This is a genomic window from Paenarthrobacter sp. A20, assembly GCF_024168825.1.
Taxonomy (GTDB): domain Bacteria; phylum Actinomycetota; class Actinomycetes; order Actinomycetales; family Micrococcaceae; genus Arthrobacter.
The window spans coordinates 2602271-2614845 of record NZ_JALJWH010000001.1 but is presented as its reverse complement, the minus strand read 5'-3'; the positions used below and the strand labels follow the sequence as shown (position 1 = coordinate 2614845).

Sequence of the window (12575 nt, the reverse complement as noted above, 5' to 3'; positions counted from 1 at the left end):
TGATTGGCGCTGTAGCCTACTTAGGCCCGTGGCCCCTGTGCCCGTGGCCGCCTTTGAGGCCCGCAGGCAACTCGCCCGATACCACCCTGGTAGCCGTGACGGTATCGCCGTCCTTCGTCCCGCTGATGCGCACTGTGTCGCCAGGCTTGAGGTCGGCAGCCGTGGCCGACGGCAATGTGGGCCGGCCCCTGCCATTCCTCAGATCCGATGTATCAGCAGGCACCTTGGCGATCCGTGTCTCCGCCTTGATCACGTACCGCTGGGCAAAGCCGTCCTCGCTCTTCACTGTCACTTCGGAGTCACTGACGTTCTCGATGGTTCCAAGCTGCGTGACAACGGTGCTGAAGGTGCCGTCCTGTTGCTTGACGACGTGCTCGCCATGGATTGCCTGCCCACGCCCCTCGGTGGACTTGGCTTTCGTCGTCGCGGACGGACTGGGTGAAGCAGAGGTGCTCGACGGCGAAGGGCTGGGTTGGGTGCCCGCCCACACAGCGGCGGCCCCGCCGCCGGTCAGTGCGACGGCGATCCCGCCGGCGAGAAGGCCCTTACGAAGGCCTGGTCTGAGAGTGGCCATACATCCATTGTGCGCCCAAAGCACAGTAGGCCGCAGTAAAAACTGCGGCCTACTGTGATGCTTGAAGCGGGTGCTTAGCCCTCGACGCCGAGCTTCTCCAGGATGAGCTCGCGGACTCGTCCGGCGTCCGCTTGGCCACGGGTGGCCTTCATGACGCCGCCAACGATTGCGCCGATGGCCTGAACCTTGCCGCCCCGGATCTTCTCCGCCACGTCAGGCTGTGCTGCCAGTGCGGCGTCGATGGCTTCCAAGAGGGGGCCGTCATCGGACACAACGGCCAGGCCGCGCTGCTCGACGATCTCCGCCGGAGTACCTTCGCCGGCGAGGACGCCGTCCAGGACCTGGGTGGCCATCTTGTTGTTGATCTTGCCGTCTTCGACGAGCTTGTTCAGCTCGACGATGACCTGCGGAGTGACGCCCAGCTCGGAAGGATCGACGTCGGCAACCTTGGCGCGGCCAACGATCTCACCCATCCACCATTTACGGGCAACATCGGCGGACGCACCGGCTGCGATGGTTTCCTCGATGGAGTCCATGACGCCGGCGTTGACCACGTCACGGAACTCCAGGTCCGAGTAGCCCCAAGCTTCCTTGAGGCGCTTCCGGCGCTCGGCCGGCGGCTCGGGAAGGGTAGCGCGGAGCTCCTCCACCCACTCACGGGACGCGACGACGGGAACCAGGTCCGGCTCCGGGAAGTAGCGGTAATCGTCAGCGTCGGACTTGGGCCGGCCCGACGTCGTCGAACGTGTGTCCTCGTGCCAGTGGCGTGTCTCCTGGATGACCGGTTCGCCGGAATCCAGGACGGCAGCGTGGCGCTGGATTTCATAGCGGACGGCGTGCTCGACGGCGCGCAGCGAGTTCACGTTCTTGGTTTCCGAACGGATACCGAAGCGTTCCCGGCCGTGCGGGCGCAGGGAAACGTTGGCGTCGCAACGGACGTTGCCGCGCTCCATCTTGGCATCGGAAACACCAAGGTTCTTCACGATCTCGCGGACCGCGGCGACGTAGGCCTTGGCCAGCTCAGGTGCGCGGCTGCCCGCGCCCTCGATCGGCTTGGTGACGATCTCCACCAGCGGAACACCCGAACGGTTGTAGTCCACCAGCGAGTAGTCGGCACCCTGGATGCGGCCCGCGGCGCCACCCATGTGGGTCAGCTTGCCGGCGTCCTCCTCCATGTGGGCGCGTTCGATCTCCACGCGGAAGACCGTGCCGTCCTCGAGCTCGATGTCGAGGTATCCGTCGTAGGCGATCGGTTCGTCGTACTGCGAGGTCTGGAAGTTCTTCGGAGTGTCCGGGTAGAAGTAGTTCTTCCGGGCGAAACGGCAGGACTCGGCGATCTTGCAGTTCAGTGCAAGGCCGATCTTGATGGAAGACTCCACAGCCGTCTTGTTCACTACCGGCAGGACGCCGGGCATGCCCAGGTCAACCTCGTTGACGTTGGTGTTCGGCTCGTCACCGAAGACGTTCGGCGCGGAGGAGAACATCTTGGTCTTGGTGTTGAGCTCCACGTGGACCTCGAACCCCAGGACGGGATCGTACTTCTCCATGGCCTCTTCGAAGCTCAGGGTTGCGTCGACGGACATTAGTTGGAACCTCCGGCGGTGGTTGAAGCTGATGAAAGCTCAGGCGCCTGCGCAAGCATCGGGCCGCCCCACTTCTCTTCAAGCATGGTTTCGAGGACCGCACCCACGCGGTACAGGCGGGCATCCTGGCGGGCCGGAGCCAGCAACTGGATACCAACGGGCAGGCCGTCTTCATCAGCCAGTCCACCCGGCAAGGACAAGCCCGGGATACCGGCGAGGTTGGCCGGGATGGTTGCGACGTCGTTCAAGTACATTGCCAGCGGATCATCCAGCTTCTCCCCCAGCTTGAACGCCGTGGTGGGCGCCGTCGGGGAGATCAGGACATCGGCCTTGGCGAAAGCGGCGTCGAAGTCGCGTTGGATCAGCGTGCGGACCTTCTGCGCCGAGCCGTAGTAAGCGTCGTAGTAGCCAGCGCTCAGTGCGTAGGTACCCAGGATGATGCGTCGCTTCACCTCGTCGCCGAAGCCGGCGGCGCGGGTAGCACCCATGACGCGCTCGATGGTCATGGGACCGTCCTTGGGCAGCACGCGCATGCCGAAGCGGACACCGTCGAACTTGGCCAGGTTGCTGGACACCTCGGACGGCATGATCAGGTAGTACGCACCCAGGGCGTACTTCAGGTTGGGGCAGGAAACTTCGACGATTTCAGCACCGGCATCCTTCAGCAGCTGAAGGGACTCGTTGAAACGGTTCTCGACGCCGGCCTGGTAGCCCTCGCCGTGAAGTTCCTTCACGATGCCGATCTTCATGCCGGCCACGTTGCCCACGCGGGCCGCAGCAACAAGGTCAGTGAAGGGATCGGTCAGTGACGTGGAGTCAAACGGATCGTGGCCGCCGATGACTTCCTGCAGCAACGCCGAGTCCAGCACCGTACGGGAAACCGGGCCGATCTGGTCCAGCGACGACGCCATGGCAATGGCACCGTAACGGGACACTGCACCGTAGGTCGGCTTCACGCCAACGGTTCCGGTGACTGCACCGGGCTGGCGGATTGAGCCACCGGTGTCCGTACCGAGCGCAAGCGGCGCTTCAAAAGCGGCGACGGCGGCAGCGGAGCCACCGCCCGAACCGCCCGGAATCCGGTCCAGGTCCCACGGGTTGCGGGTGGGGCCGTACGCAGAGTGCTCCGTGGAGGAGCCCATGGCGAATTCATCCAGGTTGGTCTTACCAAGGATCGGCATCTTGGCCGCGCGCAGCTTCTTCACCACGGTGGCGTCGTACGGGCTGTTCCAGCCTTCAAGGATCTTCGAACCAGCCGTCGTCGGCTGGCCAATCGTCACGATGAGGTCCTTCACGGCGATCGGCACACCAGCGAGGGCATGCAGCTCTTCGGCGGCGGAACCGCCGGCAGCGCGGGCAGCATCAACCTCGGCCGCAACAGCCAAAGCCTCTTCGCTGTTGACGTGCAGGAACGCATGAACCTGGCCGTCGACGTCGGCAATGCGGTCAAGGTGCGCCTGCGTTACTTCGACGGCGGTAACCTCGCGGGAAGCCAGCTTGGCAGCGAGATCGGCAGCAGAGTGGCGGATGAGTTCGTTCTTAAGATCAGTCATGTGATTAGCCCTCATCCAGGATTGCCGGGACCTTGAAACGGTTCTCGTAAGCATCCGGAGCACCGGACAATGCCTGCTCAGCCGTGAACGTGTGGCCCACAACGTCCTCACGGAACACATTGGTCAACGGAATCGGGTGCGACGTCGCCGGGACGTCCTCCCCCGCAGCTTCGCTCACGCTCTTCACCGAATCCACGATGACAGCAAGCTCAACAGCCATCCTGTCCAGTTCTTCGGCACTCATTTCAATGTGAGCCAGACGCGCAAGATGCGCGACGTCGTCACGGTTGATCGCAGCCATGGATCTCCCCTGCAAAGTTCAAATGGTTTTCCGAACCAGTCTACTTGTCCATGCGGGACGGTACCGACGCGGAATGGGTGAGCCGCCGCGGCGTTGGTACCTTTCGGCGGCTGGCGCGACTCTCCCTCGGCTGCTCGCTCGTGCCTCGCTTAGACGCAGCCTGCGGGAGGTCCCGCCTACCGCCGATGTGCCAAACCCACTGACGTTGAACCCACCCAGCGCCGAACCACCTCCCCCAACCAAAAAGACCTTGAGCGGACCATATGCACTTTGCTTTCCCGTTGGGTTGGGGACGTGGGCTGGGTGGGCTTGATCGGAACGCGGGATGGGACTTTCTTCGCTGCGCGGAATGAAGCGGGTGGCCCTTCACACGGAACGACCCAGGCATCCGGGTGCTGCGCGGGCTGAAGCGGGTGCCCGGAAGCGTGCGTCCAAGCGAGGCACGAGCGAGCACGCGGAGGGCGGCCGCTTCGGGCCGCCCTCCGGGGGATTTCTGGTTCGTTCCGCGCCGCGGCGCGAAGGATTGTTTGGGCCGGTTTGCGCCTGCGGCGCACCCGGGTTGGGGTGCTGCGCGGCGGGTTAGCCGATGCCGATGGCTCCGGTCAGGACTCCGACTGCCAGCATGACGATCGAGACGACTGCCGTGCGCCACAGGACCTTTTTGTGGTGGTCGCCCAGGTCAACCTTGGCGAGGGATACCAGCAGGAGGATCGCGGGGACCAGGGGGCTTTGCAGGTGGAACGGCTGGCCAGTGATGGAGGCGCGGGCCATGTCTGCTGCATCCACCCCGTAGTGGGCGGCGGTTTCGGACAGGACCGGGAGGACACCGAAGTAGAAGGCGTCGTTGCTCATGAAGAAGGTCATCGGGATGCTGAGCAGGCCGGTGATGACTGCCATGAACGGACCCATGTCGGCGGGGATGATCTGGACGAGCCACTCGGACATTGCCTTGACCATGCCGGTGCCGTTGAGGACACCGGTGAGGACTGCGGCCGCCATGACCATGCTGACGACGGCGACAATCGAGGGAGCGTGCGCGATCAGCTGGGCGCCCTGGTCCTTGACCTTGGGGAAGTTGACCAGCAGGGCGATGGCGGAGCCGACCATGAACACAAACGGCAGCGGAACGACGTTGGCTACCAGGACCACCATGACGGCGACGGTCAGGCCCAGGTTGAACCAGAACAGCTTGGGCCGGAGGGTCTTGCGGTTGGGGTCAAGTGCGGTGTCAGCCATGGCGGTGTCGTGGTCGTCCACCAAGGTGGCCGGGTCTTCGAGGACCGCGACGCCGGAGCCTCCGCCGGTGCCCGGCTTGCCTGCCGGCGTGGTGGAGCTGTTCCGACCAAAGCCGAAGCGGCCCTTACCTGAGCCCGAACCGGCGGCGACAGATCCGCCGCGGCCAGTGCCGCCGTCGAACGCTTCCGAAGGATCGGCGACGTCGCCCCAGATCTCAGGGGCGGTGGTGCGGAGGCGGTTGCGTTCCTGCAGTCCGAGCAGCCAGGCGAAGACCAACACAACGATGAGGCCAACGATGAGCGAGGGGACCATGGGGACGAAGACATCGTTGACGTCCAAGTGCAGCGCGGTGGCTGCGCGGGCCGTGGGACCGCCCCACGGCAGGATGTTCATGGTGCCGTTGGCGAGGCCGGCGACACATGTGAGGACCACGGGGCTCATCTTGAGCCGCAGGTAGACGGGGAGCATCGCGGCAGTAGTGAGGATGAAGGTGGTGGAGCCGTCGCCGTCCAGGGAGACTGCTGCGGCGAGGATCGCGGTGCCGAGGACAACCTTGGCGGGGTCGTTGCCCAGCTTGCGCAGGATGAACTTCACCAGGGGGTCGAAGAGTCCGACGTCGATCATCAGGCCGAAGTAGATGATGGCGAACATGAGGAGCGCGGCCGTCGAGGTCATGGACTTCATCGAGTCCATCACCATGTCGCCGATACCGAGGCCCGCCCCGGCGAACAGGCCAAAGACGGTGGGGACGATGATCAGCGCCAGAACGGGCGTCAATTTTTTGGTCATGATCAGGACCATGAATACCGCAATCATTGCGAATCCAAGCAAAACCAGCACGGCCGGCTCCTTACTACTGTGAATGGCGCCACGTCGGTGTGATGCGCACTACAGACGATATGGTGGCGCCCGTCACTGGCCAGGGTTTCCGGGAATTGTTGGGAATACTGCTCGTTGCGAACGTTTTGCGCATTGTGCTCAGTGCTTCAATGGAGCTGGACGAAAGGAGCAAGGGTGCCGCGATTCAGCAGGGTCAGTATGCGTTTCTCCACCCAAACACTTCTCCTCCAATTGGGAGTTGTCTTGCTGGTGGTTCTGCTCAGCGGTGCTGTCCACGGCTGGCTGGTCTACGAACGGATCGGCACGGAAGCCGAGAACCAAGCACTCACCCTCGCCAGGACGGTTGCCGCGGATCCGGATATCCGGGCCGGCGTCCAAGAGATCAGCAAGGAACAGGGAACGCCTCCCCGGGAGGTCCTCGCCGCCGGTCCCCTGCAGGCTGCAGCCGAAGCCGTCCGGGTCCGTACTGGTGCCTTGTTCGTGGTCATCACGGACGAAACCGGCCTGCGGCTGGCCCACCCCGAAACGGCGCGGCTTGGTGAACGGGTCAGTACCGACCCGTCCGTCGCCCTGGGCGGCGAAGAAATCACGACGCGCAACACGGGCACGCTGGGGCCTTCTGCCGGTGCGAAAGTTCCGGTCTACGGTCCAGGGGGTTCAGGAGTGATTGTTGGCGAAGTCAGCGTCGGCTATTCCGTGGAGTCCCTCAGCAACAGCCTGGCCCGCGACATCGTGCCCATTGCCCTGACCGCCGGCGGCGCCCTCCTGGCGGGCGTGCTGGCATCGTTCCTGCTCCGCCACCGCCTGCAACGCCTCACCCTGGGTTTGGAGCCCGAGGAAATCAGCACGCTGGTCCACGACCAAGTAGCAGTTCTCCAAGGCGTGGACGACGGCGTGATCGGCATCGCCGCGGATGGCCGCATCTCAGTGTTCAACGCAGCTGCCGCCAGGCTCCTGGATATGCCCGATGCCACCGGACAGGACTGGGCAAGCGCTGCCGTACCCGAACAGCTGAGGCAGCTCACCCAACCGGCAGCCCGCGATGCTGAGGCCGTGGAGATCGTTGCAGGCGGACGCGTACTGGTGGCCAGCGCGCGCAAGGCCTGGCACCGGAAGGAAGACCTCGGCTGGGTTGTCATGCTGCGCGACCGAACGGAACTGCAGCAGCTCACCCGCCAACTGGATGCCGTGGGAACCATGTCCACCGCCCTGCGTGCGCAGCGCCACGAGTTCGCCAACCAACTCCACACCATCGCCGGTTTCATGAGCATCGGACAGTACGATTCCGCCAAGGAGTACCTGGCCCGGACCTCCGCCACGGGACCATTGAAGTTCCCCGTGGAGCAGGCCGAACTCCTCCAGGACACGTATTTGCAGGCCTTTATTGGCGCCAAAGGGGTGGAGGCTTCAGAGCGCGGCGTGACCCTGCGCATCGGGCCAGAGACACTGGTCCGTGGACACGTTGCCGATCCCCAGGACGTGACCACCGTGCTCGGCAACCTGATCGACAACGCGGTGAGTGCCGCCGTCGCCGGTTCCGCCACGGAACGGTGGGTGGAAGTTGAGCTGCTGGACGACTTCCCTGACCACGACGCCACCCAGGACGGCGGCACCCTGCACCTCGTGGTGGGTGACTCGGGCGACGGTTTGGGGAGCCTGGAACCTGAGGAAGTCTTCGCCGAGGGATTCACGACGTCGGAACAACCGGTACGCTCGGGGGCTGGACAAGGTTTGGGGCTGGCTTTGGTGCGGCAGCTTGCGCGGCGGCGCGGCGGAGATGTGCGCGTACTGGAATCGGGCACCGCTGGCGGTCCGGGCGCCGTTTTCATGGCAACCATCCCCGGCGTCATGGATTCCGCAGACGCCGGTGCGGGCTCAACGGTGAGGGAGGACAGCAGTGGCTGATGATCTGAGGGTGTTGATCGTGGATGACGACTTTCACGTCGCAAGGCTCCACGCCGCCTATGTGGATTCGGTAGCCGGTTTCATGGCCCTTGCCCCGGCAGGCTCGGTATCCCAAGCCCTTCAGGCGATCCATAGCCTGCGCCCGGACCTGGTGTTGCTGGACGTGTACTTACCGGACGGCTCAGGCTTGGACCTGCTGGGCCAGCTGGACGTCGATGCCGTGATGCTCACTGCTGCCTCTGACGCGCAGTCCATCAAGGTCGCACTGCGCCGCGGCGCCCTGGGGTACATGCTCAAGCCCTTCACCGCGGAGTCCCTTTCCCAACAGCTCAGGTCCTACGCGCGGTATCGCCGGATCCTCGGCCAGCAGACCGCCGTCGATCAGACAACCATTGAACGTGCCAAGCGCTCCCTGATTCCCGGTGACGTCACGCCGGCCGCCAAACCCCGGTCCGCCACGGAAGCGGCCGTCCTGGAATCGTTGGTTGCCGGCGAGCAATACTCCGCAGCCGAGGTCGCGGAGAGGGTGGGCGTTTCCCGCGCCACAGCGCAAAGGTACCTGTCCTCGCTCGCGGACGATGGCGCCGTCGAAATCCAACTCCGCTACGGAAGCACGGGCCGCCCTGAACACCGCTACGGTGTCCCGGGCTAGCCCAAGTAAGTAGCAGCAAACGCCCTTTTGAGGGCTCAGAAGGGCGTTTGCTGCTACAAAGTTGGGGGCGCTACGGCAGGGGGCGTTACGCGGGCTTCTGCGCCACGAGCTCAATCTCGACGAGCATTTCCGGGTCCAGGAACGGCAGGACGTGCACCAGCGCCAGGGTCGGACGGATCTCGCCGAAGACCTCACCGTGCGCACGGCCGGCGTCTTCCCACTTGCTGATGTCCGTCAGGTACAACTTGGACTGGACCACGTCCTCGTAGGAGAAGCCAGCCTCCTCCAGAACGGCACCCAGCTTCTCCAGGATGTACTTGGTCTGCGAGTAGAAGTCGTCGCCAACAATCCCCGGTTGACCATCAACGACCCCGCTGGCTGCCGTAGCTGAAATGAAGAGGGTGTTATCCACCTGGACTGCGCGGGAGTAACCAAGGGTCTGTTCCCAGACCGAACCCGTGCCGAATGTCTTGCGCATGCCGCGCCTTTCCTGTCGCTTCGCGCGGTCCGGTGACCGGCGTTTACGAAGGAAACTTTATGACTGTGGGAGGTCCAGCCGGTAAACGAACAGCTTTATGTCGGTGCCCGGGACAAACCAGTCACGGTGCGGCGCGCGGTCAAAGCCCGTACGTGCGTACAGGGCGTTGGCGCTTTCCCACGTGGCGCCCGTCGTCAGGGACACAGCCTTGATGCCGTCCATGGCCTTGGCTTGGTCGACGACGGCCTGCACCAACGCACGGCCCGCGCCGGAGCGCTGGACTGCCGGATCCACCACCAGGGTACGGAGTTCCAGCTCGTCGTCGAGGCCGATGTCCGAGAAGCCGCCACCGGCAGGAGCTGCCGTCACAGAGCCGATAACTTCGCCGTTGCGCTCCGCCACCAGGATCTCAGCGTGCTCCGCGCGGCCGGCCACGTCCTGGAGCTTCTGCAGGTACGGGTGGTCGGCGTCGCCGTAGTACCCCGCGGTGACGTAGGACTCCTGCGTAATGCGGGCAACGGCGTCGTAGTCTTCGGGCAGGGCGGGACGGACGGTAATCGGCGAAAGCACCTACCAATGGTAGTCGCGCCGCACGTGCGCACAGCGCCAAAAGCCCCTTTCCGTGATGGAACTATCAGTCACGTTCGGAACCCACGACGCCGGCTGGTTGCCTCGCGCTGCCCACGTACGGTACTGGCGGGCTGCTTTTTGTGTTGCCTCCCGTGGCGTCGGATGGAGTTCCGTTGCTTGGGGTGAACCCCGGTTTCGTGCTGTTGCGGGCACATGTCGAAACGCTGGCGCGGGCCTTCGGAGGCGTGCTTGAGTTGCCACACATCAGCCCCCGACCACCCTTGACCGAGGAGAACCATGACCCCGCCAGATCGCCACCTCCACCTCAACGCCTTCCTCATGAGCACCGGCCATCACGAAGCCTCGTGGCGCCTGCCCGAAAGTGATCCTCTGTCCTCCACCAAGGTGGAGCACTACCAGCACCTGGCCCGCACGGCCGAACGCGGGAAGCTGGACTCCATCTTCTTCGCGGACTCCCCGGTCCTCTTCGGCGAGGTGGGCCGCCGCCCGGCCGGCAAGCTGGAGCCCACGGTACTGCTGACCGCCATTGCTGCGGCAACGCAGAAGATCGGCCTGATCGCGACTGCCTCCACCACCTACAACGACCCCTTCAACCTGGCCCGCCGCTTCGCATCCGTCGACTGGGTCAGCGGTGGCCGCGCAGGCTGGAACGTCGTCACCACGGCGGGACCGGACGCAGCACGCAACTTCGGCGTGGATGACCAGCCCGCCCACGCCGTCCGCTACGAGCGGGCAGCCGAGTTCATCGAGGTTGCGCAGAAGCTCTGGGACAGCTGGGACGATGACGCCGTCCTCGCGGACAAGGCCGAGGGCGTTTGGGGCGACGACAACAAAATCCGTGCGATTGAGCATGAGGGCAAGCACTTCCGCGTTCGTGGCCCCCTCAATGTCCCCCGCTCACCCCAGGGCCACCCGCTGATTGTGCAGGCCGGCTCTTCGGAGGACGGCAAGAAGCTGGCGGCGCAGTATGCCGAAGCCGTCTTCACCGCACACCAGACGTTGGCCGACGCCCAGGCGTTCTATTCAGACCTGAAGGCACGTACCGCAGCCGTGGGCCGCGACCCGGAAGGCATCAAGATCCTGCCGGGCATCGTCCCGGTCATCGGTTCCACGGAAGCCGAAGCGCTCACCCTTGAGCGGGAACTCGACGAACTCATCAAACCTGAATACGCCCGGGAACAGTTGGCCAAGACCCTGCGTTTGAAGCCCGAAGACCTCCCGCTGGACCGCCAACTGCCTGCGGACCTGCCCTCAGAGGACGATATCGAGGGTGCCAAGAGCCGCTACACGCTGATCGTGGAGCTGGCCCGCCGGGAGCAACTCACTGTTCGCCAGCTGATCGGCCGCTTGGGCGGAGGACGCGGGCACCGCACCTTCTCCGGAACACCCGAGCAGGTTGCCGACGCCATCCAGGACTGGTTCTTCGCCGGTGCCGCAGATGGCTTCAACATCATGCCTCCGGTCCTCCCTTCGGGACTGGAGATCTTCGTGGACCACGTGGTGCCGATCCTCCAGCAACGCGGACTGTTCCGCACGGAGTACACCGAGTCCACCCTCCGCGGACATTACGGCCTGGCACGCCCCCAGAATCGCTTCGCCGGTTCCACGGCTCAGCAGCTCACGTCCATCGGATCGGCGTTCTGAGGGCGCGATCAGCGCTTGGGCCAGCTCCACAGCGGACCTTCCAGTGAGCCGAGGCCCCTGATCCGGGTCTCGCCCACCTCCTTGTAAAGCTCATTCTCATGCGCGGCTCCGCTCTCCCGGAGTGCTTTGAGCAAGGCCTCCGAGTGGGTCACCACGATCATCTGGCTGTTGGCACTGGCCTGGACAATCAGTCCGGCCAGTGCCGGCATCAGGTCAACGTGGAGGCTGGTCTCCGGCTCGTTGAGGACCATGAGCTCCGGGGGCCGCGGCGTCAGCAACGCTGCGGTCAGCAGGAGGAAGCGCAGCGTCCCATCCGAGAGCTCGGCAGCCTTCATGGGCCGCAGCATGCCAGGCTGCCGCAACTCGACACTGAAGCGGCCGTCGTTGACCGCGATCTCCAGCCGGCTCCCGGGAAAAGCATGATCGACGGCGGCATCCAACTGCCGTTCGAAGCCCACTTCCCGCAGCGTCTGCAGAGCGGCCGCGAGGTCCTTGCCGCTGTGGTGCAGTACGGGTGTGCGTGTTCCGAGCTGCGCTTGCCGCGCGGGAGCCTCCGTATCTGTTCGGAAGTGGTCGTAGAAACGCCATGAACGTACCGAGTCCCGGACCCGCAGCACTTCAGGCGCCCTGTCCTGGTCCGAGACTTCCGTCAGCATGCTCTGGAAGGTGTCCAGCCGCCGGGACAACTCCGTCCACTCGCCATCCGGACCCCGCAACTTAGCGAGGCCCCCTTTGCGGTCCACCAACAGGGAACCCGGCCTTGCCACGGGACCGGAGAATATCTGTTCCCGCTTAATTTCAGGATCCAGGCTGAACGCCGAGGGGCGGGGCCGGCCGGTTTCCTGATCAAAGCCGGCACCGCTGGAGGAAGGCATGCCAAGATCAACCAAGTACCCGAAGTCGTCGCCGGAATACCCTAGTTTCAGGTTGACGGACTCCCGCCGGACCGTTCCCTGGACAGGGACGTCACCACGGCGCATGGCCTCGCTGATGGACTCGGGTCCAGCCCAAAGCGTGGAAGCCAGACCACCGTCCCGGGCCAATGAGCCCACCACATTGCCGGAATCGCCTCCGGCACACTCCGCCAGCAGCCTCAAGGCCCGGTAGAGCGAGGACTTGCCGCTCCCGTTCGCCCCGGTCACGACGTCCAAGCCATGCAATTCCATGGTGAGGTCCCGGACGGACCGGTAATTGGCGATGGCGAGCGTTGTGATCACG

The 12575-nt window shown here is 64.6% G+C and carries 11 protein-coding genes; 3 read left to right on the top strand and 8 right to left on the bottom strand.

What is annotated here, in order from left to right:
- Positions 1-16 precede the first annotated feature (16 nt).
- The 5 genes from J3D46_RS12165 to J3D46_RS12145 form a co-directional block, all read right to left on the bottom strand.
- Entirely contained in the window at positions 17-574 is a 558-nt protein-coding gene (locus J3D46_RS12165; protein WP_253467450.1) for a DUF5666 domain-containing protein, read from the bottom strand.
- A gap of 74 nt (positions 575-648) precedes the next feature.
- Positions 649-2157: an Asp-tRNA(Asn)/Glu-tRNA(Gln) amidotransferase subunit GatB gene (gene gatB / locus J3D46_RS12160; protein ID WP_231339491.1), complete on the bottom strand. Its 1509-nt coding sequence runs from the start codon at positions 2155-2157 to the stop codon at positions 649-651.
- Entirely contained in the window at positions 2157-3710 is a 1554-nt protein-coding gene (gatA, locus tag J3D46_RS12155; protein WP_253467447.1) for an Asp-tRNA(Asn)/Glu-tRNA(Gln) amidotransferase subunit GatA, read from the bottom strand. The genes gatB and gatA overlap by 1 nt, the downstream gene beginning before the upstream one ends.
- 4 nt (positions 3711-3714) lie before the next feature.
- Complete coding sequence (gene gatC / locus J3D46_RS12150; RefSeq protein WP_026541440.1) at positions 3715-4011, bottom strand: Asp-tRNA(Asn)/Glu-tRNA(Gln) amidotransferase subunit GatC; 297 nt, start codon at positions 4009-4011, stop codon at positions 3715-3717.
- A gap of 579 nt (positions 4012-4590) precedes the next feature.
- A complete protein-coding gene (locus tag J3D46_RS12145) occupies positions 4591-6087 on the bottom strand; it encodes a CitMHS family transporter (protein ID WP_231339489.1) in 1497 nt (498 codons plus the stop codon).
- A 198-nt stretch (positions 6088-6285) separates the two neighbouring features.
- On the opposite strand from J3D46_RS12145, the gene J3D46_RS12140 reads away from it, so the two are divergent.
- Complete coding sequence (locus tag J3D46_RS12140) at positions 6286-7992, top strand: sensor histidine kinase (protein ID WP_231339499.1); 1707 nt, start codon at positions 6286-6288, stop codon at positions 7990-7992.
- Complete coding sequence (locus J3D46_RS12135) at positions 7985-8644, top strand: response regulator (RefSeq protein ID WP_231339488.1); 660 nt, start codon at positions 7985-7987, stop codon at positions 8642-8644. Before J3D46_RS12140 ends, J3D46_RS12135 begins: the two co-directional genes overlap by 8 nt.
- Positions 8645-8729: 85 nt before the next feature.
- Here J3D46_RS12135 and J3D46_RS12130 read toward each other — a convergent pair whose 3' ends face one another.
- Together J3D46_RS12130 and J3D46_RS12125 are read right to left on the bottom strand one after the other, a co-directional pair.
- Positions 8730-9122 carry a RidA family protein gene (locus J3D46_RS12130; RefSeq protein ID WP_253467442.1) on the bottom strand — a complete coding sequence of 131 codons (393 nt, stop codon included), beginning with the start codon at positions 9120-9122 and terminating at the stop codon, positions 8730-8732.
- Positions 9123-9179: 57 nt separating this feature from the next.
- Positions 9180-9692, bottom strand: coding sequence for a GNAT family N-acetyltransferase (locus J3D46_RS12125; RefSeq protein WP_231339484.1), 513 nt, complete (start codon positions 9690-9692; stop codon positions 9180-9182).
- A 297-nt stretch (positions 9693-9989) separates the two neighbouring features.
- On the opposite strand from J3D46_RS12125, the gene J3D46_RS12120 reads away from it, so the two are divergent.
- A complete protein-coding gene (locus J3D46_RS12120; RefSeq protein WP_253467439.1) occupies positions 9990-11357 on the top strand; it encodes an LLM class flavin-dependent oxidoreductase in 1368 nt (455 codons plus the stop codon).
- 8 nt (positions 11358-11365) lie between these two features.
- On the opposite strand, the gene J3D46_RS12115 is transcribed toward J3D46_RS12120, so the two are convergent.
- Positions 11366-12574: an AAA family ATPase gene (locus tag J3D46_RS12115; protein WP_253467435.1), complete on the bottom strand. Its 1209-nt coding sequence runs from the start codon at positions 12572-12574 to the stop codon at positions 11366-11368.
- Position 12575: the final 1 nt, after the last annotated feature.